We start from the raw sequence: 24708 nt of genomic DNA on the forward strand, positions 1-24708 counted from the left end.
CTATTTCAAAAGACAGGAGAATTGAGTATCGAGAAAATGAAATTATCGGCATTCAAGTTTGAGTTACCTCAAGACCGAATTGCCAAATATCCAGCCGAAAACAGAGACGAGTCAAGAATGTTGGTGTTGCACCGCGACACTGGAGAAATTGAACACAAGGTCTTTAAAGACATTGTGGACTATTTCGATGAAGGTGATGTGATGGTTAACAACGACACTAAAGTTTTCCCTGCTAGGCTTTATGGCCAAAAAGAGAAGACAGGCGCCCAAATTGAGGTATTCCTTTTGAGAGAACTCAACCAGGAAATGCACCTTTGGGATGTGTTGGTAGATCCTGCTAGAAAAATCCGTGTAGGTAATAAGCTCTACTTCGGAGAAGGTGAGTTGGTAGCTGAGGTTATCGACAACACTACATCTAGAGGTAGAACCATCAGATTCCTGTTCGATGGTACCGATGAAGAATTCTACAAAACCATCGATACTTTAGGCGAGACTCCGCTCCCAAGAACTATCCCAAGAGACACAGAGCCAGAGGATAGAGAGCGTTTCCAAACAATTTATGCTAAGCATGTAGGAGCAGTGGCTGCACCAGTAGCTGGCCTCCATTTTACCATGCAGGTTTTAAAGAGATTGGAAATTAAAGGCATTGATGTTACTCCAATTACGCTTCATATTGGCTTAGGCACCTTCCGTCCGGTAGATGTTGAAGACCTAACTAAGCACAAAATGGACTCTGAAAACTACAGCATTGGAGAACCAACTGCTCAGCTAGTAAACAGAGCGCTAGATGAGAAGAAAAGAGTGGTTTCTATTGGAACAACTTCAATGAGAGCATTAGAATCTTCGGTTTCAGCGGGAGGCAGGTTAAAAGCGAACTCAGCATGGACAGATAAGTTTATCTTCCCTCCTTACGAGTTCAAAATCTGTAATGCCTTAGTGACTAACTTCCACTTACCTGAGTCTACATTATTGATGCAGGCAGCCGCTTTTGGTGGTTACGAGAATGTAATGAAAGCCTACAAAGAGGCTATCAAAGAGAAATATAGATTCTTCAGCTATGGTGATGCCATGCTAATTATCTAAGATAATAAAGCAGTGCTAAAGAAAAGCCTTCCTGATTCAGGAAGGCTTTTTTGTTTAATATTGTGCTATGCAGAAATACGCCATCGTAGTAGCAGGAGGAAGCGGAACCCGCATGAAAAGCGAACTACCGAAGCAGTTTATAAAGCTGGCAGGGAAGCCTATTCTTATGCACACGCTTGAGGCATTCCATTTTGATGATATTCAAATTATCCTCGTGCTTCCAGAGAGTCAGATTCCTTACTGGAAGGAGTTAGTTGATGAACATCAATTCAAAATTCCTCATAACATTATAGCTGGTGGCGAACAGCGCTTTCATTCTGTAAAAAATGGTCTTTCTAGTATAAAGGCAGACGATGGATTAGTAGCCATTCATGATGGTGTTAGACCATTATTAGAACGTCAAATAATTTCTGAGTCTTTTGAACAAGCGAAACGGACAGGGAACGCCATTGCGTCAATTCAACTCAAAGACTCTATTAGGTCCATTACTCCACACGCTAACCAACAAGAAGACAGGACTAACTTCAGGCTTATTCAAACCCCTCAAACCTTTAAAATTCAACTCATTAAAAGGGCGTTTGAACAAGAATACACTCCCAGCTTTACAGACGATGCTTCAGTTTTAGAACAAGCAGGCCACAGTATTAACTTAATAGAGGGCGACTATAAAAACATAAAAATAACTACTCCAGAAGATTTACTTGTTGCCGAAACTCTACTGAAGGCATAAACTAGGCTTGCTAAGAATAAGATTTTAGCTAACTTATTGCTCCTAAATTTTACTATGGAACGCGCAAAATTAACCACCCTTCTTGGTGTGGCAGTACTCTTATTAGTCTTAGGCTGCACCCCTCAAAACAACAACGAATGGGAGAACCTGTTCAATGGCAAGGACTTAGAAGGATGGACACCTAAAATAACTGGCTATCCGGCTGGTGAAAATTATGGAGAGACTTTCAGAGTAGAAGACGGTCTTCTTACCGTTTCTTATGACAAGTACTACAGGTTCGACAACCGTTTTGGACATCTTTTTTATGAAAAGCCATTCTCTAATTATGTTCTAAGAGTAGAGTACCGATTTATTGGAGAGCAAGTAGAAGGTGGAGCCGCATGGGCCACTAGAAATAGTGGAGTAATGTTTCACTCACAGGCACCAGAAACCATGGGAGAACAACAAGACTTCCCCATTTCTTTAGAAGCTCAGTTTTTAGGAGGCCTAAGCGATGGCAACCCTAGGCCTACTGGCAGCCTTTGTACTCCTGGAACCCACGTAGATATTGATGGAGTTCAGATCACTGACCATTGTATTACCTCAACTGCCAAAACTTATGATGGAGACCAATGGATTACCATGGATATAGTGGCGAGAGCCAATGGCGAAATCGCTCATGTGGTGGAAGGCGATACCGTAATGAAATATAGCAACCCTGTAATGGGTATTGGAATGGTAAGTAACCTAAAAGACAATATTATGGAAGATGGCAAACCGCTCAATGGCGGTTATTTTGCACTTCAAAGTGAGAGTCATCCTGTGCAATTCAGAAAGGTGATGATCAAACAATTAAAAGACTAATTCAACTACAGACAAATACATAAACTTGATAACTATGAACCAAACGGGAATCTCTATCAGACTTAGCGTTATGATGTTTCTCCAATTTTTTATTTGGGGTGGCTGGTTTGTAACACTAGGCTCTTATTTGGGCAACAACCTCCAAACTACCGATGCTCAAGCCAGCATGGCTTTTTCAACACAATCTTGGGGAGCCATTATAGCACCTTTTATTATTGGCCTTATTGCCGATAGATTTTTTAATGCCGAGCGTATTCTTGGCGTATTACACCTTGCTGGTGCAGTGCTGATGTACATGATGTATCAGGCCACAGATTTTGCCAGCTTTTACCCATACGTATTAGCATACATGATTCTTTACATGCCTACTTTGGCCCTTGTAAATTCTGTTTCATTCAGACAGTTAACCGATCCTTCTAAACAGTTCTCTAAGATTAGAGTATTCGGAACCATTGGGTGGGTTATCGCTGGGTTTGTAATCAGTGCGCTCTCTTGGGACTCTCAAGAAGCAGCTCAGGCGGGTATGTTAAAAAACACCTTCTTAATGGTAGCAGCAGCTTCTGCCGTTCTTGGTATATTCAGCTTTACCCTACCTAAAACTCCACCGCAAGTTGACAAGGGTGAAAAAATTAAGGTTTCTGATATTCTTGGACTAGACGCACTTAAGCTTTTGGCCAATAAGAACTTTGCTGTATTCTTCTTTTCATCGGTTCTTATCTGTATTCCGCTAGCATTTTACTATCAAATGACCAACCCTTTCCTTTTAGAGATTGGCATGACTAACGCCACAGGAAAGCAAGCTATCGGTCAAATATCAGAAATAGCCTTCATGCTATTATTACCTGTCTTTTTAACTCGTTATGGCATAAAAAAGACTTTACTATTCGGAATGCTAGCTTGGGCAATTAGATACGTACTATTTGCCTACGGAAATGCAGATTCTGGCACCTGGATGCTACTATTAGGTATTGCACTTCATGGAATATGTTATGACTTCTTCTTTGTATCTGGTCAGATATATACTGACTCTAAAGCTGGAGCCAAATTCCAAAGTGCCGCCCAAGGGCTTATCACTCTTGCTACCTACGGTGTAGGTATGTTAATCGGTTTCTGGGCTGCTGGCCAAATTTCAGGAATGTACACCAATGCAGATGGAACTCACACTTGGGAGAACATTTGGTTATTACCTGCAGGCTTCTCTGTGTTAGTATTTATCCTCTTCTCTATTTTCTTCAAAAACGAGAAAGTAGCTTACAAACAAGACTAAGAGTAGAACCCAAATTATAAAACTTCAAAATTTATGTCTACACAAAGGAAAATTAGAATGGGCATGATGGGTGGAGGACTCAACTCCTTCATCGGTATTGTTCATAGAATAGCCTCATATATTGGCGAAGAGTATACTTTAGTTGGAGGAGTATTCGATTCCAACTTTGAAAACGGTCAGAAGTTTGCAAAAAAGCTAGAGCTAGACCTAAGCAGAACATATGCTGATATAGATACTTTTGTAGAAAAAGAACTGGCTTTACCAGCCGAAGAAAGGATTGAAGTAGTAGTGGTGGTAACACCAAACTTTCTTCACTACCCAATGGCCAAACAGCTAATTGAAAACGGTTTTCACGTAATCTGTGAAAAACCAATTACCAATACCGCTGCAGAAGCTATGGAGCTAGAATCTCTAACCAAGAAGCATGGTGTTTCTTTTGCCCTAACCCATACCTACACTGGCTACCCAATGGTACGCCAAATGAAAAGTATGATAGCCGAAGGTGTACTTGGTAAAATTCAGAAGGTTGATGCCCAATACTACCAAGGCTGGATTAACCCTGTTATTCACGACAAGGAAAAAAGAGCTGGCGTTTGGCGCTTAGACCCAGAAAAAGCTGGTCAAAGCTGTTGTATGGGAGATATTGGAGTTCACGCCTTTAACATGGTAGAGTACACCACTGGGCTAAAAACCACCAAAGTATTAGCAGACCTAAATACACTTTACGAAGACAATCCATTAGATATTGATGGAACTGCTATGTGTCAGTTCGATAATGGTGCGAAAGGCCTAGTAAGAGCTAGCCAAATTGCCACCAGTGAAGAAAATAATCTCTGCATAGCGGTTTATGGTACCAAAGCAGGTATAAAGTGGGAACAAGAAAACCCTAACTACCTCTATTTTATGGAAGAAGGAAAGCCAGTTCAGGTGCTCAAGCCAGGGCACGAGTACAACAGCGAACTTTCCGCTATAAGCACCAAAATAGCTCCAGGGCACCCAGAGGGCATTTTCGACTCTATGGGAAATATTTATTCTGGAGCAGCCAAAGCCATTCGGGGCGAAGAGTATCTAGAAGGTGCCTTCCCTACAGTACACGAAGGGGTGAGAGGAATGAAGTTTATTGAAGCCGTTTTAGCATCGTCTAAAAATGGTAATGTGTGGACAGAAATAGAAGATTAAGATGAAAACAATAAAAGGACCAGCTGTATTCTTAGCACAGTTTGCAGATGACCAGGCACCGTTCAACAGCTTACCTAATATTGCTAAATGGGCAAGCGATTTAGGCTATAAGGCAGTGCAAATACCAACTTGGGATGCTCGCCTTATAGATTTAGACAAAGCGGCAGAAAGTAAAACTTACTGCGATGAGCTTAAGGGCACATTAGCCGAGTATGGCTTGGAGGTAAGTGAACTATCCACCCATTTACAAGGGCAACTCATAGCTGTTCACCCTGCTTACGAAGAGCTTTTCAAAGGCTTTGCACCAAAAGGAATGAATGCCAAACAAAGAAATGAGTGGGCTATAGATCAGGTAAAAAAGGCTGCCGTAGCTTCTAAAAACTTGGGTATAGATGTACACGCTACATTCTCTGGCGCATTAGTTTGGCCATATTTCTACAATTGGCCACAGCGACCAGCCGGCCTAATTGAAAAAGGGTTTGCCGAGCTAGCGAATAGATGGCAACCTATTCTTAATCATTTTGATGAACAAGGTGTAGATGTTTGTTACGAAGTTCATGCTGGTGAAGACCTTCATGATGGAACTACTTTTGAGATGTTCTATGAAGCTACTGGTAAACACAATAGAGTAAAGCTACTTTATGATCCATCTCACTTTGTACTTCAGCAGTTAGACTACCTGGCCTATATAGATCATTACCATGAGTTCATTCGCATGTTCCATGTAAAGGATGCCGAATTCAACATGAATGGCAAATCGGGTGTATACGGTGGCTATCAGGACTGGATAGACCGTCCGGGAAGGTTCAGATCTATTGGCGATGGGCAAGTAGATTTTCAGGGCATCTTCTCAAAACTAACACAGTATGGATATGACGGTTGGGCTGTTTTAGAATGGGAATGCTGCATTAAATCTCCTGAGCAAGGAGCCAGAGAGGGTGCAGAATATATTAGCCAGTTCATTATAGAGGCAACTCAGAAAAACTTCGATGATTTTGCCGATGCTGGTATTTCAGATGATGAATTCAAAAAACTATTAGGAATAGATAATTGATTGATATGAAAAAGATTGCGTTGACACTTACTTTAATTTGCTTTGGAGCAGGGTTGATGGCTCAAATTACCGACCCAAAAGCCACCGAAGTATGGGACCCCGTTCCTAGAAAAATTACCCCTGGCAAAAATGGAGCTGCCCCTTCAGATGCCATTGTTCTTTTCGATGGTAAGAATCTAAATGCTTGGGAATCTAAAAATGAAGGAAAGCCCGCTGCTTGGAAAGTAGAAAACGGCTATATGGAAGTTGTAGCTCGCACTGGAGACATTCAAACCAAACAAGAGTTTGAAGATTTCCAGCTACATATTGAATGGTCTGCACCAACTGTAATTGTGGGCGAAGGCCAAGGGCGAGGTAATTCTGGCGTATTTCTTCAGGGAATTTATGAAGTGCAAGTATTAGATAGCTACGAGTCTAAAACTTACTCCAATGGTCAAGCTGCAGCCATTTATAAGCAGGCTATGCCTTTGGTAAATGCCACTGTTGCCCCTGGCGAGTGGAACGTTTACGACATTATTTACAAGGCGCCTCGCTTCAATGAAGATGGCATTAAAGTAGCCAGTGGAACAGTTACTGTTTTACACAACGGTGTGGTAGTACAGAATCATCACATATTATCTGGCACTACTCCATACATTGGTCTTCCACAAAATCCTGCTCACGGCCCTGGCCCAATTGCTCTACAAGACCATGGCAACCCAGTGAGGTATAGAAATATCTGGATAAGAGAGCTCTAAACAAGCCTTAACAATAACTAAAAAGGCTGTTTCAAGAGGTTACCCGTTATTCATAACCCTGAATTGTGGTTTTCGCAAAATGGGGAATGACGAGGATGCACTCTTTTGAAACAGCTTTTTTTATGCTCTTCTATCAGACTTTGAGTCTCCGTTAATGCTACTCCAGTTATATCCATCCAAGCCGAATACACTTAGCCACCAAGGCCGTGGTATTTGGCGCTGTTGTTTTGCCCAAAATATTTTTGCGGTGGGTAGTAACCGTATTGATGGAAACAAATAAGTGATTTGCAATTTCTTTAGCGCTAGCCCCTTCAGCCATAAGGCTAATAATTTCGAATTCTCTGTCAGTAAACTGTTCATTAATCTGCACGGCATTCATAATACTATCGGTTTAGTAGAACCAAAGTGAGCCATTTTATAGATCAGTTCTTTCAATGAAAGTTCCGAAAGAAAGAATTAGTAGTTTTCCACTACCCTAATTCGGGTAGTGGTTTTCTGCCATTTACCCACATCACAGAAGCTGCTGATTTTAAATCTTTTACAAACTTCTATCTTTAAAGTATAATCAACCATCAACAAATAACGTAACCATGAAACTTGGCAAACCAATTAAGAAAGCTGAAGACTTAGCCCAGGTCAATGACTTGGTAAATAGTAAAGCGTATATCCATTTTCATACTGGAATAAATGGAATACTCGACAGTTCTGAACTACCTAAAGATGTTGCAGCGATTCCTGGCAAATATGTAAAAGCAACCTTTATGGCCTTCCATAATAAATGGGACATGGAACACCATTTACTTTCACCCAAAAACCATGAGGTATACTCCATAAACAATGCAGATGCCGATGGAAATGTATACTTAGAATTCATAAAGCGAGATTTTGACAATCAGTCTGGAAAGGTAAAGCTGCTCATGGTAAAGCATACCATATTCTTCCATGAAAACCTGAGTGGAAAAAAGCTACTTATGCAGGTGTTTGAAAAGTCAAACAAAAAAGATGCGGAGTCTGCTTTGGTTGTTTGGGACGATAAATATTGTGAAACCGATATTCCCCCTGTTCAATAAGAATGAGGCAACTCTTTATGATCTTACTGGCGTTCTTCTTAATGAAGAATGCCTCTTCTCAAGAATATACTTTCGACTCACTATTTTTCGCTGCAAACCAACAATTGGCAAATGGTGATACTGATAGTACTTTCATTATCATTCAAAAAATAGACACATCCAGCACAAGTACTTACCAAAGAGTAAAATACCTCAGCCTAATCAGTGATGCCCATTTAAAGAGCAATACTTCAAACAATCGAGAACGCGCCATTAACTTCTTAATCGAAGCCCTCAAGCTATTGAAAGCAACAGAAGAGAATGCACTGATAATGGCCGAACTTAATGACAAAATAGGTGAGGTGTATGACCTGATGCGCCAAAAGGAATCTTCGAAAATCTATTTTCAGAGCGCCTATAATCTCAGAATTGAGTACAACCTAAAAGAAGAGCTATATAAATCTTACATCAACTTAGGCATTAATAGCTACAGGTTCGGAAAGCTAGCTGATTGCATAGACTTCAACAGAAAGGCATTGACGCTACTTGAAGGAAATAGGTCAGCAACAGATATAGCTAAGTGTCATTTTTGGCTCGGATCGGCCTACAATTTTTTAATAGACGAAGTACCCGGCAACCTAGACACTTATTTAGACTCCGCAGTATATCATGCAAAAGCCTCTAAACACCTATATACTAATGCAGGCGACACGTTAGGCACCATTCAAGTAAATTCATTGCTCGGTAGTATTTACACTCAGCAAGAAAATGGCCCAGCTGCTATTGCCGTTCTGCTAGAGTCTGTAGAGTTAATTGATAGACTAGAAAAAAGTCGAGGACATAAAATGGAACATGAGGTTTACGCCACCACATTTACCCGCCTTTCTAGGGCTTATGAACTGGTGGGAGATTTTAGAAAGGCATTAACCTACAGTAATCAAAGATATTCTGAAGTTATTGGAATTCTGATGGAAAAGGAACGAACCAGAGTAGCTCAAATAACCGAAGATTACAGAACAGATAAACAGCTTGACCAAGCTGAACAAACCGCGTTCTTTGCTAGCCGAAAGGCTCGCCTGTTTAGTATCGGACTGATAATCTTGGTCATAGCCTTGCTCATTTCTTACCTCATCTTTATTCAAACCTTGCAAAAAAAGAAACTAGAAAACCTACAGGCCATGGTTATGGGCGAAGAACAAGAACGCAAGCGTGTAGCAAAAGACCTTCATGATGGTATCGGGGTGTTATTGACAAGTGTAAAGTTGAGGCTCAGTAATTTTGAAGATAAAGTAGAAGATCGAGAAGGCTATCGAAAATCATTGGAGCAAATTGACAACGCATGTACCGAAGTGAGACGAATTTCGCACAACATGGTACCAGCCAGCTTAACAAAGCTTGGGCTAGCAGAAGCCATCTTAGACCTGCTAGACAATGTAAAGGCTTCAACCCAACTAAAGGTTAAAGAAGAAATTGCAGTAGAAGAAGGCATTATTGATGAAGAAAAAGAAGTGCTGATCTATCGCATTATTCAGGAGCTCATTAACAATAGCATGAAATATGCTCATGCTCAAACCATAGCCTTGTCAGTGAAACTAAGCAACTCTACACTATCCATTCAATATAAAGATGATGGAAAAGGCTTTGATAAAACTGAAATTAAGGAAGGCTTAGGCCTGAAGAGTATTGCCTCTAGGGTAGACATTCTAAGAGGAAAACTCCAAATTCAGAGCGCTCCTGGCAATGGGGCAGAATTTAACATAAACATACCTATCGATGAATAAAACGAATATTCTGGTAGCAGACGACCATCAGGTAATAATAGATGGAATGGAAGCCATTATTAATGGTGTTTCCGATCTATCGTTTGCGGGCGGAGCACTCAATGGCAATCAAGTTATTGAGGCTGTTGAAACTAAAACCATAGACCTAGTGCTAATGGATATTAATATGCCAGAAATGGATGGTTTGGAATGTACAACCTATCTCAACAAGCATTATCCACAGATTAGGGTAATCGCTTTGAGTATGCACGATAACCCGCGCTTGGCCAAGCGGATGATTAAAAATGGGGCTTTCGGTTTCTTGCTTAAAAACTCCAACAAAGAGAAAATACTTGAAGCGATAAGAGATGTAATGCAAGGCAGAAATTACTTCGATCCGTTGCTAATGCAGAACTTCCTAGACTTTGACAACCAGAAATCTTCTAGCTCCTTCGCTAAAAAAGACTTGCTCACCAAGCGCGAACTGGAAATCATTCAGCTGATTTGTGATGAAAAAACCACAGGAGAAATAGCCGAAGAACTATCCATAAGCGTACACACCGTAGAAAGTCATAGGTCAAACATTCTGTTAAAGCTCGAGCTAAAAAATTCGGTCGGCTTAGTCAAATGGGCTATTCAAAATGAAGTGATCAACCTTTAGGTTTAGCTCTTCCCTGCCGCCTCTAAAAGCGCCTCTTTGTAGGTTCTGGAAACCACCAATTTAACTCCAGAGGTAAGTACCACCGCACTAGACTTGACCTGTCGAGCATGGTTTAAATTGATAATGGTAGATCTGTGGATTCTAACAAAATACTCAGGCAAATCTGCTTCTAATGACGTAAGCGATCTACGATCAATTTCTGGATGCTCTTTATTTCTTATGTGGAACTCGCAATAGCCACCATCTGATGAGATGTATTCTATATCGGCCAAGTTAATGACGGCTTTACTTTTTAAGGTTAAGTATTCAAACTTAGGTACCAATGGCTCTTCTGAAGCTTCGCGCTTAGTCTGCTCTAAAGACCTAGCTAACTCCATATTAGTGGTTTTAAGTAGCTCCTTTTCTCTCAACACCTTTATGAGCATTATCATCATAGCAACGGAAAGCCCTGTAACCTGCATTAAATTCCCTATGAGAATAGGATCTACTACAAAATTGAACTCAGTAATTAAACCATACTCATCGAGTATTTTACCAACAATGGTAATGAAAAAGAGAGCGTAGGAAATGGCGAATATCACCGACCTATTCATTCCCTGCTTTCGGTATTTTATGGCAGCAGTAACTGAAAACACTAAGATGAGCCCTACGCAAAAGTATCTCAAAGCAAAGAGCCTAGGCGCAAAGGCTACATAAGTATTAGGAATAATTACCCAGACAACTGTTCCTAAAACAAAGAGCAGCAATACACCATTCATTATTCTATTGAAAGCAGGCAACGTATTTTTCGTTTCAAAAAAGCTCTGCACAAATATCAATAGAGACATTATCGCTATCTGAGAACAAAATGGAAGAAAATGTCTGTTGAACTCAGGCCAATTAGAGGTAATGTATTGATAGGAGAATCCCTGCCAAGTAAACAGCCACAACCCATAACAAAACACACTAACGGCATACCAAACAAACACCTTATTGCTAAGCCCAAGCCCTACCATCAATGAAGAAATAACCAAAACAGCCAAGAATATATAGTATACAGAAAGGTAAATCTGCTCTCTATTGGCTGTTTCTAAAAAATGAGATTGACTGTATAATCGTAGCGGAAACCTAACAGCAGAATTGCGCTTATCCGCATTTAATAGAAAGGTCTTTTGCTCTTTAGAAGAAATGCTGATCGGAAACACAAAGTTTCTATTGTCTACGGACCTCTGACTGAATTTGAACTTATCTCCTGTAGCAAAAAGCAGCTTAGCACTTTCACCATGAATTTCCGAGAGGCTCACAGCATCTAACTGCGGATATGAAAGCTCTAAGTAAAATTGAGCGTTGTCCGTTAGGCTATTATAGACTTGAAACACCAACCAATAGGCTACATCTGAATTAGTCATTCCCGGATTCCCTTGGTACGGAACCTCTTCCAAGATGCCCGCTTGAATTCTTCGCCATGCTTCTTGTGCCGAAATGGTGTCGGGAGTTTGATAAACGCTCACAAAATCGTTGACTTTATAAGCTCTATCCATATCAGAAAACTGCACTATCTGCTCATTAACCTGAAAGGCATTGAGGGACATGACACAGAGCAAGAGCAGGCAGAAAGAGACGCTAACTCGATTTTTTAGCACAGGCAAGTACAGTTATAGGTTACTAATATGCACTTTCTGAAGCCAAATCAAAGGCAAATCTCCTCATTCATTTTTTTGGATGCTTTAATATTAAAAGAGCCTGCAATATTTCTATTGCAGGCCCAAACAACAACATAAATATGATCAACAATTTATTTTTCTACCCTGATCACGTAGTTACCGGCCATGCCAGCTCTTACCGGCCCATCGGACTTGGTAAAGCTGAACACAAACTTGCTAAAGGTGAGCTGTTGGATGTTCAAAACTTTGCCATCGTCTAGGTTTACCACTGCGGCTGACTCATCAGCCCATTCCCATGTGCCACTGGCACTGAACAGGTCGCCAGCATTGGTGGTGGTGTATGTGCCATCTGCAAAAGACAGGGCAAAGCCCGGATAGTTGGGGCTAACATCTGCTCCTTCTAGCTTGATGCTCCCAAACTCTCCTAGCGTCCACTGACCAGCTAGCTTCTCGTAAGCAAGGTCTTGAATGCTTGGCCCCGTACCGTCATCTTTCTGCTCGCAGCCTAACGACAACAAAGCGATTACTGCTATTAGTGTGAGGGTGTATATGCTCTTTATTTTCATCTTGGTTGCATGTTTTATCCTCACCCTGCCCTCCCAAAGATTGGGAGGACGTGGGGTCGGTATATTCTACTTACTTCTGTTACTACTTTCTGATTAGGACTTTCTTTCTCACAAGTGATCTCTCATTGCTGAACTGGATGATGTACAGACCACTTTCAAAGTTGGTTACATCGATAGTCAGCTCCGACTTGTCATAACCTTCTTTCTCTAGTCTGCTCACTCCTGTTGGACTGATCATCTGGATGTTCAACGGCATGCCGCTGAGCTCGCTCAAGTCTATGGTCACATAGGTGCTGGCTGGGTTAGGGAACACTCCGATCTGCTCTTCGCTGATCTGTCCGTTATCCAAGCCCGTCACTATCACACCTTCTCCACTCAATCCAATTTCCAATACATTGTCTTGGATGCTATTGGTGATGTCATAGTTGAACACCACAACTCCATTGTACACTTTGGCTTCTGTTGGTGTAAACACTGCGGTGATGTTCTTTGTATCACCTGGGTTAAGCTGAACAGAGCCTGGGTTAACACTAAAGCCTTGGCTTGAACTGATGATTCTAACTTCTGTAGCGGCTTCGCCTCGGTTTTCAATAGTCCAACTCTTAGTGGCCGAAAGACCAAGAATGGTTTCATCAAAGGTTCCTTCGCCTGTCACTACTATTACTGCTTCTGCCTCGTTGATGATCTCTATGGTGAACACTTCTTCGTAGGTTCCTCCAAAGCTGTCATCTGTTTTCACTCTGATGCTGTAGTTGTTCTTAGTCTCAAAGTCGAAGACTTCTGCGGCTAGCAACTTATTACCAGTAATGGTGAAGCTTGCGTTGTCTGCATCTCCTGTTCCTGACACTAAAGTGTAAGTATGGCTGTCGCCAGCATCGGCATCTGTAGTACTGAATGCTCCAATCTCTGCTCCTACTGCATTGTTTTCTTGAATGTTTGCTGTAGAAAGCGCGATGTCTGTAGCTACAAAGTTGGTGGTGTACACCTCTCCTGTAAATGCTGAAGCTAGGGCATTGGTGGCTGCATCTATGATGCTGTCATCATCTTTGGCATTCAGGCCTATGGTGCCTTCGCCTGAGATTCCGTTTACGTTCACCGTATAGGTTTTACCATCTACTTGAGTGACTGTATTGACACTTGCTGTGGCTGTACCTGTGGTTGCCACTTGGAAGTCTGATGCATCTACTCCTGTTACATTCTCAGAGAACTTCACAGTGAAGTTGAGCTTGTCTACTCCTGTGTTCACTCGCTCTGATTCAACCCTTGCAATGCTTATAATTGCTGGTGCTGTACCATCGAAGGTAGTTGCAATCTCAGATGCTGAAGCTACACTGGTATTACCTGCGGCATCGGTTACTGCTGCTGCGGCTACTGCCACAGTAATTGCTCCGTCTGCTGTTGGGGTAATGTCTGCTGTCCAAACTAGGCCTGCGGTTACTACCGTTACATTATCTGCTGTACCGTTGGTGATGTTCAGGTCTTCAGCTGTTAGGCCTGAAACTGGTTCATCGTAGGTAACAGTTACTGTAAAGGCTGCATTGGTCAGGTCGCTCACCACTGAAGTAATGGTTGGTGTTGCGCGGATTCCGTCTACATTAACATTGGCCGTGCTGGCGGTATTATTAAGCGTTAAGATCGCATCGGTTCCGAACTCATCTACCATGGTAGCTCCGTTCAGGTCGATGGTTGATCCAACCATGATACCGTCTGTATCCAAGTCGCCTTCTGTAATGGTATAAGTGAACGTTGCGGTGTTGCTTTCGCTTACTTTTCCACTTAGTGTGGCGGCCTTCGTTTCTGTTCCAACCGTAATTGGTAGGCTTGGCGTACCTGTAATAGTTACTGGTAGCGTAAAGCTGGTCTCGAAAGTAAGCTTATCACCTATCGCATACGTGTCTGCCGTAGGAACTGTTGTAGCGGTTACTACTGGTGCTGCAATTGTTGTAAACGTCCAAGCTGTTTTGCTTGTAGCACCTGCATAGTTATTCCCTGCATCATCGGTAAGTGCTCCTATTTCTATAGAAACATAGAACTCTGTGCTTGGTGGTAACAATAGGTTTGTTGGAGTTATGGTTACTTCTGAACCATTTACTACAACATTGCTACTTGTCACGTCTATGGTTTCCAATACCTCGTCATTGCTGGTCTGTGCAATGGTGATGTTACCGGTTCCTTTGTAGACATTTTCTCCAAAGTCCATGCTTAGTTTGGCATCTGGTAGAACATCAATAGCATCATCGGCTGGTGACAAGGTAGCTTCCATGGTCTGGTCGATTGTTGCTTGAGCAGTTACTACTGTTCCTACATTGCTTGAGGCATCGGTCAATGTTACTGACAAGGTCAGTGTTCCATCGTTCAGTCCTGAAAGGTCTGTTAATGTTACCTGATCTGTGGCTGTTGCAATTGTTCCTGATCCTGCAACCTTGGTTCCGCCATTATCTGAGTTCACCATATAGTTGTAAGTAGTTCCAATCTCTGCCCCTGTAAAGGTGAAGGTGCTGATGGCTGTTTCGGCTGAGCCGATCAAGGCATCGTCAAGGGTAACTGAATATCCAACAGGTGCGGTATTATCATCTTCATCGGTAATGGTTATTGTAGCTCCATCGGTAATATCGATGTTGTTTTCATCTACCGTTCCTGCTGAGATGTTGCTCATGCTCACAGTAAGTGTCTCCGTAGATTCCTCAATACTATCATCTGTAGGGGTAATAGTGAAGGTTTGCTGCTCTCCTGCTGTTCCTGAGAAGGTCAGCTTTTGGCTAATAAGCGCAGTGTAATCTGAAGTTGAAAGCGCTGTTACATCGGCAGTATTTAATTCTACAAAGAAGCCTCCGTCTACTGCGTTATCTAATGTAGCGGTTAGCGTAATGGCTCCATCAGCTTCTGCCCCGCTTGCATCGGCAATGGTTACAGTTGCTTGGTCGTCATTATTGATGGTTACCGTGGCTCCGTCTGTAATATCAATATCTGTTGAAGACACCGTTACAGGAGTTAGGTTGCTCATGGAAACTGTAAAGGTCTCGTTTGCTTCAAGCTTGGAATCCGAGCCAATAGTAATGTTTACATCATGTGACTCACCAATTGTACCAGCGAAAGTTACTGGACTAGAAACCAACGCGGTGTAATCGCTATCGGTAGTAGTCGCTGTTCCATCTGCTGTACTTAGGTCTACAGTAAGACCTCCTTCTACCGCTTTATTTAGCACTAAACTTACAGTAGCCGTTCCGTCTTCTTCATCAACAGTGACATCGGCTATAGTGATAGACGCTAGATCATCGTTAGTGATGGTCCCAACTCCTGTAGCATCAGAGATGCTAACGTTTCTTCCTCCGGCTAGCAGGTTAGAAAGCGTGACATCAAATGTTTCGTCTGCTTCAACTAAATCGTCATCTGAAACTGCAACTGAAAGCGTTTGCGTTTCGCCATCGGTACCTGCAAAGTTCAAGGTTCCTGACCCTGAAGTATAATCGCTAGCGGAAAGTGCTGTTCCATCGCTTGTTGCGAAATCAACCGTCATACCTTGATCAACATCACCAGTTAGCGTTACTGTAAAGGTCAATGTAGCTGTTGTTCCATCAGCATTTTCCGCCTTATCAACATCATCAATAGCAAGTGTAGCGGCATCATCGTTTTTAATGGTTACCGTTGCCTCATCGGTTAGGTTAAAATCATCATGATTTAGAGATGTATTGGTTACACTGCTCAACAATAACCTGAAGGTTTCATCAAGTTCAACTACATCATCATCTAGCACAGTGAAGTTGATGGTTTGCGTCTCACCTGCTGTTCCTGCAAATGAAGCAATCTCATTAAATACTTCAGTGAAGTCATCGTTGTGGCCAGCTGTTCCGGCTGCTGAGTTTACATAAACATCGAATGTTGCTGCTACTGCTTTGTCTAAGGTAAGCGTTGCGGTTCCTGTTCCAGCATCTTCGCTTATTGTTACATCGGCAATGGTAATCACAGCTACATCATCGTTTGTGATAGTTACCGTGGCTCCGTCTGTAATATCAATATCTGTTGAAGCCGCAGTTGCTGGTGTCAGTCCACTCATTGAAACAGTAATTGTTTCATCTGCCTCAACTATAGCATCAGCTGTAATTGTAATATCGAGTGTTTCTGTTTCGCCAGCTGTACCATCAAACGTAATGGTTTGAGCTGTTATTGGCGAGAAGTCTACTCCGCCCGTGGCGGTACCATTTGTAGTACTAACATCTACTGAAAGGCCTCCTTCAACTGCATTATCTAAAGTGAAGGTTACCGTTGCTGTTCCATCAGCTTCGGCTACAGTAACGTCTGCAATAGTTACAGTTGCCTGGTCATCGTTAGTGATGGTTCCAACTCCTGTAGCATCATCAATCACCACATTAGCACCGGCAGGGTTTGTAAGACCTACGGTTAATGTTTCATCATCTTCCACAACAGCATCATCAGAAACAGTAACGGTAATGGTCTTGCTAGACTCTCCTTCTACAAAGCTTACCGTTCCTGAAGTAGCAGTATAATCTGAAGCCGAACTAGCTGTGCCATCAGAAGTAGCATAGTCTACTGTTGCTCCTCCTGCAGGTGCTGGTTGAGACAAAGAAACCGTAAACGTAAGGCTTTTGCTATCAGATTCTCCTTCTGCAATAGAAGGATCATCAATTGACATTTTAGTTTGTTCGATTGTGGTAAAACTCCAAGTTGCGATACTTGAAATACCTGCAAAACTATTCCCTGCCACATCCTCAAACGCTCCATTATCAACCAAAATATAATGCTCTGTATTGAGAGCAAGATCTGAAGTGTTATCAAGCGTAACTACACTGCCAGAAACAGATACAATAGCATTATTAGTCACATCAAATGTTCTTACTACACCATCATCGCTCACTCTATGCACGGTAACATTACCTGTATTAGCTACTACGGCCTCGTTGAATGTAAGGACAAAGTCTCCATCTAAGCTAACACCAGTGGTATTGTCTGCTGGACTTAATGTGCTAATTGTAGGAGCTGCATTGTCTACTAGAATAGCCGATGTATTTGGTAGTGTTGGTAAAGTAGTGTTTAAAACATTTCCTGCTTCATCTTTAATACCTAGATCACCTACATCAATAGAGCTGATTACAATTCCATCACTATCGCTATCATTACTTCCCACTGAATAAGTAAAGGTCCAAGAATCGGTACCGTCTCCAGATACATAAGTTGCAGCTTTGATAGATCCTCCAACATCGATTCTCAAAGACGGAGGAAAACATGAACCTATCTGACTATAAGTCACTGCTTCACTAAAGGTCACAGTAAATGTTAGATCTTTACCTGCGTTGTATGAGCCATTTGCAGGGGCAGTAATGGATGTAATTGTTGGTAAGGTAACATCATAAGTCACTTCTGTTGAGTTCACAGTTGTTGCCGCATTGCCCGCTCCATCTACTCCATCAAAGCTGATTGTATAAACAGAACCATCTACCAAAGTAGGTGCATTGGTAAGAGCGCCTACAGAAAAAGTTCCTGCATTCAACTCACTGCCTGTTAGGCTTACCACATGTGGAGAATTGCGATCGGCTGTGCCACTAGTACGAGTGAAGGTAACTGTACCCGAAGCAATTGCCTCTGATAGAGTGTAACGTACATTTACATTAGTTACAGCGCTGTTAGAACTAGGACTAACTGAGCTAATTACTGGAGCTGTATTATCAAAAGTCACACCAGTAGAACTCACAGTAGAAGCGCTATTGCCTGCCGCGTCTGTAGCATCAAATGATATAGTATAGGTTGCTCCGCTAACTAAGCTTGGTGCATTGGTAAGAGCTCCTAAAGAAAAAGTTCCTGAATTCAACTCGTTGCCTGTAAGGCTTATCACATGTGGTGAACTGCCATCGGCTGTACCACTGGTACGAGTGAAGGTAACTGTACCGGAAGCTATTGTTTCTGATAAAGCATAACCTACATTAGCATTGCTTATCATACTGCTCGAACTTGGGCTCACAGAGCTAATTACTGGATCCGTATTATCTATGATAATGGCAGATGTATTCGGCAATGTTGGCAAAGTAGTGTTCAGAGCATTTCCTGCTACATCTTGAACCCCTAAATCTCCTAAACTAAAAGAGCTGATTGCTATACCATCATCATCACTATCATTGCTCCCCACTGAATAAGTAAAAGTCCAAGAAGCCGTACCATTCCCTGATGAGTAAGTCGCTACTTTAATAGCACCTCCTACGTTGATCTGCAAATAAGGTGGCTCACATGAGTTCCCATCGTCATAGCTAACTGACTCACTAAAGGCTACTGTAAATTGTAGGTTTTTTCCTGAATTATAAGCCCCATTAACAGGTGCTGTAATGGACGTAATAGTTGGTGCAATATTATCAAAAGTCACACCCGTAGAACTCACAGTAGTAGCGCTATTACCTGCCACGTCTGTTGCATCAAATGATATAGTATAAGTTGCTCCACTAACCAAGCTTGGTGCATTGGTAAGAGCTCTTGCAGAAAAAGTTCCTGCATTCAACTCGCTGCCTGTAAGGTTTACCACATGTGGTGAATTGCCATCGGCTGTACCACTTGTACGAGTAAAGGTAACTGTACCTGAAGCAATAGCTTCAGACAAGGTGTAACCAACATTTGCATTACTCACTGAACTACTTGAGCTTGGACTTACTGAACTGAACGCTGGGGCAGTTCCATCAAAAGTTAGACTTAATGTATTCGAAACAGTATTGGCATTCCCTGCTCGATCAAAAGCCGTGCCTGCGCCAAGGGATACTTGAACGCCCCCATTACCCGAAGGCGTAATATCCACGTAAAAACTAGTACTGTCTGGAGAAACAAAATTACTAGTTGTGCCATTCACCACGGTAATATCGTTCTCCGTCATATTATCTGCCTCAGAATTGAAGGTGATAGTTACGGGAATGGGATTATCATTGGTCGGATTACTGGAAGTGGTAGAAATGCTAACTGTAGGTGAAGTAGTATCGATGGTAATGCTCAAGGCAGAAGAAGCAGAACTGGTATTTGCGGATCCATCTGTTGCAGTTGCCGTAATGGTATGAGCACCAGCAGTCAAAGCGCTCGTAGTTATTGAATAATTTCCACCAGTTGCAATACCGCTACCTACTTCTCCATCGACATTCGATATTATTTTTACGGTAGCGCCAGCTTCCGCTGTACCTTCAAATGTTGGTGTGGTATCATTGGTCAGGTTATCTGAAGTAGACCCTGCGGTATGCTCCTCATTACCAGAGTCTGAGGAAGTAGCTAAATCTGGGGTGCTAGGCGCTGAAGGAGCTACATTATCTACCACGGTAATGGTAAACTCTTCGGCAAAATCATCAGTACCGTCATTGGTGTTTATTCTTATATCGTATGTACCTGCGGCCAGGGCACTGCCTGTTCTTAAAGTAGTACCACTAATATTAAAACTAGCGTTATCATCGTCTCCTGTACCTGCAACCAAAGAATAGGTATGGGTATCACCACCATCTGCATCTGTGGTAGAAAGTGTACCAACCGTTGTGTTTACTCCTGTAACACTTTGGTTGATAGAAGTAGCAGTAAGCGAAATATCCGTAGGAGCATTATTAGGTGGGACAGTAGCAAACTGCATGTTCGGTCTATTCGAGTTGACTCCAAAACTACTTAGACTACAACCTGAAGCACCATCGGTATAAGCATACCTATTTGAGCTATATGTTGTTACACTATACTCTACTGTAGAGTTACCACTGAAAGAATTGTTATCATAACAATAACTCACCACTATGCCATTGCCATCATAAGTATATGGAGTGTCGAAAACTATTGTGGCCCATCCCACACTAGGTGTATGTGTTCCTGAAAAGACCTGCGTTCCCCCACCTTCGAATGAGAAACTAGAAAATTCCGTTTGCGTGGTAGATTTGAGACTAATTGTAACATTGGATGTTACTGGGTTTACACTAGTATATTTGAATGCTAGTGAATACAACTTATCTCCATTTTTTAACCCTAGAGCACCCAGATCGGAAGCTGTAATTAAATATTCCCTTCTAGAGTCTTCGAAAAAATTACTTTGCGGAGTAACTGCATTGCTAGAGCTGGCAGTGTTTTCCGTGCCTACTTCTATAATTGGTGGGGTAGGCGCTACCGCAGCAGATACGGTTACATCACCTATCATAAACTTAACTTGGCCTTTGTTTTGAGCGTCATTCGGATTAGTACCTAGGTGAACCAAATAAACTTCATCAACATTCTGCCACTCACTACCAGAATAGTGTGTATCTCTGGTCATGGTAACATATTGCATATTGTCTATATCTCCTAACTGAAAATCTGACCGTACAACTTCCACCCCATTTCTAAGCCCAATCATCCTAAAATCATCACCAGGCGTTCTATCTGTAGTTGAAAAGAAAACCCATGAATCTAAGCTGAACTCTGCTCCAGAGGTTTCAGCAAACGAATAACCAGCATTAGGTGCCGAAGTGTTCACTAGACTGTTGGAATAGGCTAAATCCAATCCATCAGGCGGGAAATTTGCAAAATAATTAAAATCGTCATACTCGGTATAAGGTACACTTGCGCCAGCATCTAATCTAAACTCGCCTAGGGCTATTGCAGCTACACCATCTTGTCCTGTAGTAGCAGCATTTGCGTTACTTCCTCCAGCCCAGTTAACCACTGAATGAGAGATCATATTTAAGGTAGCAACATAGTCTCCAGAACTATCGGCTTTACCATCATTGACTTCGAACTGAAATGAAGTGTTTGTATTTCCGTTCTGTATATATTGAAGGTTACCAGCATCTAAATCTGCCTTTGTCACTTGCTGAGCCACAGTGACTGCTTCTCCCGCATCAAATGTATCATTAGAATTAGCATCTAAATACAATGTACCGTTTGTTGGTACAGCCTCAATTAATACATGATCTAAAGCATCTGAATCACTGTCGTTATAACCAAAATCATTAGTCGAAAAGGTATAAGTCAGATTCCCTGATGGATTTGCAGTGAAGGCAGAGGCGGTGGGGGCATTATTGGATACATCAGGAGTTATATTAATACCTGAATATTGATTAGCAGCTATATTAATAGGGCTCTGATTTGTAGTCCAATTAGCAGGATTGTGTATTGCTGCTCTTACAACAGAAACTGTTCCTGTAAGTGTTCCTGTGTATTTAGCATTATCTTCCTCTCCTTTATTAGGAAATAAAGCTAAAGCATTTTCCCCATTTGTTAAACCTGCAGGCATACCCGAAGTATCTCCACTTGCGGTACTACAAGATCCACTAATATGAGTACAAGTAGAACAGCTAAGCCAACCGCCTGCATCATCGCATCCAACAGTGTGTACATAATTATCATCTCCGTATATACCGGCAATAAAAGTTGGGTTAGCCGGTTCTACACCAGATGATGATTGATAAGCCAATATACTGTCTCCCCCAAGTAAACTGAAGCCACTTCCAGACAGAAATGCTGTTCCGTGAGTAACGGTAAAGCTATCGCCTGAAGTTTCTATGATTGATATAACAGTACCTATAGAAACTCCTCCTGCTGGTGCAGTCCAAGTAATATGGTCTTCTGAATTTAGATACCAAGTAGCATTTGTTGCATTCCAACCTTTATCCGTAAAATAAATAACTTCACCTCCGGGTATATCCGTTAAAGCTATAAAAGTAAAGCCATCGTCTGAATCGGTATGATACCCCACAAACGCAATATCTCCAGCACTAAGTGTATTTGAATACTCATCCTCACCCCTCACTGTTTTAGTAAACTCCTCTGCATAATCAGCAGTAGTAGCACCTGAATATATCTCGTTTGTTTCAGCAATATTAGATGTATATCTAGTCCATAAGTCTGTATCAGTATTAAGATTATACGGAGTGATATTTGAGGTGTAATTCCGGCTATCAGAACCCGAAGATTCTAACCCTTGAAAAACTGATTGGGCATATGCTGCTTGATAGTACGTTAATAGAATTAAAAACAGAATGATTCTTTTCATAAAAAAGTCAATTAAACTATATGGAGATGCTTGGTAATTCGTTTATAAAAGGACAGTTAGTATTCAAGAGATTCGGTGACTCAAATGAGCTTTAAATGTTCTCTTTAGCAGGAATGTTCAATACTATTTTACCAGTAGGAACTTCTTGCCCACTGGATTTGAAAGGTTGCCTAACTGTATATTTCATGAGTGTGGTGAAAGGTGTTATGCTCCCTAAAACAAGGACACCATTATTAAGCCATTAGCTTATAATAGACCTGGTAGTAGCAGGGAAACTCGTTAATGTTTTAGTTGAGTCTCTAACAGATGGTAGTATGCATCTGAAAGAGGGGTCTTAGAACACAAAAAAAGAACCTTTCGAACACAATAAATTGTACTAATCGGAAGTTGGCACAGGCTAATACACTCTGCCTCTGCGAAAAAGATAAGCAGCAGAGCCTCTCTCAGCTCTTATTTCTTTAGGTGTTTTACCACAAAACTGTTTGAAATCTCTTGTGAAGTGAGCCTGATCGTGGTAGCCCATTTCGTAAGCCACATCAGATAATTTACCAGAACTACCAAGATCATCAATCATTTTCAGAGATCGATCAAACCTAACTAGCTGTATAAATCGCTTAGGGGAAAAGCCTGAATACTCTTGAAATATGCTTGTAAAGTGTCTTTCCGTATAGCCCATCCACTCTGAAAGCTCCTTTACAGTAAGGGAGTATGCTTTGGCGTCTACTATTTTCTTATAAACTGACTCTACATCTTCCCTCATGGGGTTTTTCTGAAGTTGCGCTAGTATAAATCGCTGCATCTGGTTCATTAGCCGAAGTGAACTCAGCTGACTAACATCTACTGGCAAACCACTATCTTCAATATTAAAGATAGTGTCTAGCCTAGTAAAAGTATTCAATATGTCTTTAGGTTTTACTCTGAAGATTAGACCTAGATAAACAGGATATATCGAGGCTGCTAAAACTGTTATTTTAGGGTGAACATAACGAGCAGCACCATCTAAATAAGCTAAATAATAACCAGTGCTTACTGTTGAACAGTTGTTTGAAGATTCGAATTCAACTTGAAACTCGCTCTCTGTTTTGATATAGAAGAATGCAATTCTACCAGAAGGAAGCAGGTAATCTTCTCTACTCTTCTCTGCATCGTAAGACATTTCAAAGAAAGACCTGACAGCACAAGAAAGCTCTTTGCGAGGTTCAATATGGCCGAGCTTTAAAGTCATTTACAGTTAGCCAAATGATTAACAAACCCAAACCAGAGGATGTAATCACTGAGATAACCATTAAGTAATGGCCACGAGAAAAAATGCGTCTTACATTTGTACAATGAAGGACACCTCATATTAGGCGAAATAAAAGTTGAGTCTATGGCGATCTGGTTAAAAACCCCAATAACCGCTCTAAAAATACCATTAAAACAGAATACAACCTTAAAAAACCAAGAGATTTAGCTAAATGGTTTTGCCTTCATCTAGTAGCATTCGCCTACTTTCACAAGGTAAAGCACTGAATATCAACAAACAGCCTAATTCTTATTTCTGCTTATTTTTTTCTCAAAATCATACTTCGTATTCCATTAAGCCCACCCTTTTAGTATTAGCCAAAGAAAAGAGCTCATGACACGTTTGCCATGAGCTCAAAATCAACATAAATATGATCAACAATTTATTTTTCTACCCTTATCACGTAGTTACCGGCCATGCCAGCTCTTACCGGCCCATCGGACTTAGTAAAGCTGAACACAAACTTGCTAAAGGTGAGCTGTTGGATGTTCACCACTTTGCCATCGTCTAGGTTTACCACTGCGGCTGACTCATCGGCCCACTCCCATGTGCCACTGGCACTGAATAGGTCGCCAGCGTTGGTGGTGGTGTATGTGCCATCTGCAAAAGACAGGGCAAAGCCCGGATAGTTGGGGCTAACATCTGCTCCTTCTAGCTTGATGCTCCCAAACTCTCCTAGCGTCCACTGACCAGCTAGCTTCTCGTAAGCAAGGTCTTGAATGCTTGGCCCCGTACCGTCATCTTTCTGCTCGCAGCCTAACGACAACAAAGCGATTACTGCTATTAGTGTGAGGGTGTATATGCTCTTTATTTTCATCTTGGTTGCATGTTTTATCCTCACCCTGCCCTCCCAAAGATTGGGAGGACGT

At 41.7% G+C, this 24708-nt stretch carries 16 protein-coding genes; 10 read left to right on the forward strand and 6 right to left on the reverse strand.

Annotated elements, in window-relative coordinates:
- Positions 1–36: 36 nt before the first annotated feature.
- From queA to T7867_RS02035, 7 genes are all read left to right on the forward strand, one after another.
- Positions 37–1083, forward strand: coding sequence for a tRNA preQ1(34) S-adenosylmethionine ribosyltransferase-isomerase QueA (gene queA / locus T7867_RS02005; RefSeq protein ID WP_068220752.1), 1047 nt, complete (start codon positions 37–39; stop codon positions 1081–1083).
- A 67-nt stretch (positions 1084–1150) separates the two neighbouring features.
- The gene (locus T7867_RS02010; RefSeq protein WP_322299789.1) at positions 1151–1813 is read left to right on the forward strand and encodes a 2-C-methyl-D-erythritol 4-phosphate cytidylyltransferase; all 663 of its coding nucleotides are present in this window, start codon (positions 1151–1153) and stop codon (positions 1811–1813) included.
- Between the two features lie 54 nt (positions 1814–1867).
- Positions 1868–2656: a 3-keto-disaccharide hydrolase gene (locus T7867_RS02015; protein WP_322299790.1), complete on the forward strand. Its 789-nt coding sequence runs from the start codon at positions 1868–1870 to the stop codon at positions 2654–2656.
- A 34-nt stretch (positions 2657–2690) separates the two neighbouring features.
- Positions 2691–3923 (forward strand): nucleoside permease, encoded by a 1233-nt coding sequence (locus tag T7867_RS02020; protein WP_068219053.1) that lies wholly within the window; start codon positions 2691–2693, stop codon positions 3921–3923.
- A gap of 33 nt (positions 3924–3956) precedes the next feature.
- The gene (locus T7867_RS02025) at positions 3957–5102 is read left to right on the forward strand and encodes a Gfo/Idh/MocA family protein (RefSeq protein ID WP_288339361.1); all 1146 of its coding nucleotides are present in this window, start codon (positions 3957–3959) and stop codon (positions 5100–5102) included.
- A gap of 1 nt (position 5103) precedes the next feature.
- On the forward strand, positions 5104–6156 hold the full coding sequence (locus T7867_RS02030; protein WP_068219047.1) for a sugar phosphate isomerase/epimerase family protein: 1053 nt from the start codon (positions 5104–5106) through the stop codon (positions 6154–6156).
- A 5-nt stretch (positions 6157–6161) separates the two neighbouring features.
- Positions 6162–6893, forward strand: coding sequence for a 3-keto-disaccharide hydrolase (locus T7867_RS02035; RefSeq protein WP_068219044.1), 732 nt, complete (start codon positions 6162–6164; stop codon positions 6891–6893).
- A gap of 166 nt (positions 6894–7059) precedes the next feature.
- Here the strand turns inward: T7867_RS02035 and T7867_RS02040 are convergent, their stop codons facing one another.
- Complete coding sequence (locus tag T7867_RS02040) at positions 7060–7272, reverse strand: response regulator transcription factor (RefSeq protein WP_068219041.1); 213 nt, start codon at positions 7270–7272, stop codon at positions 7060–7062.
- 211 nt (positions 7273–7483) lie between these two features.
- Here T7867_RS02040 and T7867_RS02045 point away from each other — a divergent pair, with 211 nt between their 5' ends.
- The 3 genes from T7867_RS02045 to T7867_RS02055 are packed head-to-tail and all read left to right on the forward strand — an operon-like array spanning position 7484 to position 10363.
- Positions 7484–7963 (forward strand): hypothetical protein, encoded by a 480-nt coding sequence (locus T7867_RS02045; protein ID WP_068219038.1) that lies wholly within the window; start codon positions 7484–7486, stop codon positions 7961–7963.
- Between the two features lie 2 nt (positions 7964–7965).
- Positions 7966–9723, forward strand: a complete 1758-nt coding sequence (locus T7867_RS02050; RefSeq protein ID WP_068219035.1) for an ATP-binding protein — start codon at positions 7966–7968, stop codon at positions 9721–9723.
- The gene (locus tag T7867_RS02055) at positions 9716–10363 is read left to right on the forward strand and encodes a response regulator (protein WP_068219032.1); all 648 of its coding nucleotides are present in this window, start codon (positions 9716–9718) and stop codon (positions 10361–10363) included. Before T7867_RS02050 ends, T7867_RS02055 begins: the two co-directional genes overlap by 8 nt.
- Before the next feature lie 2 nt (positions 10364–10365).
- On the opposite strand, the gene T7867_RS02060 is transcribed toward T7867_RS02055, so the two are convergent.
- The 5 genes from T7867_RS02060 to T7867_RS02080 form a co-directional block, all read right to left on the reverse strand.
- On the reverse strand, positions 10366–11934 hold the full coding sequence (locus T7867_RS02060; protein WP_068219029.1) for a 7TM diverse intracellular signaling domain-containing protein: 1569 nt from the start codon (positions 11932–11934) through the stop codon (positions 10366–10368).
- Between the two features lie 203 nt (positions 11935–12137).
- The gene (locus T7867_RS02065; RefSeq protein ID WP_322299791.1) at positions 12138–12572 is read right to left on the reverse strand and encodes a hypothetical protein; all 435 of its coding nucleotides are present in this window, start codon (positions 12570–12572) and stop codon (positions 12138–12140) included.
- An 82-nt stretch (positions 12573–12654) separates the two neighbouring features.
- Positions 12655–22554 carry a Calx-beta domain-containing protein gene (locus T7867_RS02070; protein ID WP_322299792.1) on the reverse strand — a complete coding sequence of 3300 codons (9900 nt, stop codon included), beginning with the start codon at positions 22552–22554 and terminating at the stop codon, positions 12655–12657.
- A 397-nt stretch (positions 22555–22951) separates the two neighbouring features.
- Positions 22952–23779 carry a helix-turn-helix domain-containing protein gene (locus tag T7867_RS02075; RefSeq protein ID WP_068224776.1) on the reverse strand — a complete coding sequence of 276 codons (828 nt, stop codon included), beginning with the start codon at positions 23777–23779 and terminating at the stop codon, positions 22952–22954.
- Positions 23780–24221: 442 nt separating this feature from the next.
- Positions 24222–24656 carry a hypothetical protein gene (locus T7867_RS02080; protein WP_068224778.1) on the reverse strand — a complete coding sequence of 145 codons (435 nt, stop codon included), beginning with the start codon at positions 24654–24656 and terminating at the stop codon, positions 24222–24224.
- Between the last annotated feature and the right edge of the window lie 52 nt (positions 24657–24708).

It is taken from the genome of Roseivirga spongicola, assembly GCF_034376045.1.
Taxonomy (GTDB): domain Bacteria; phylum Bacteroidota; class Bacteroidia; order Cytophagales; family Cyclobacteriaceae; genus Roseivirga; species Roseivirga spongicola.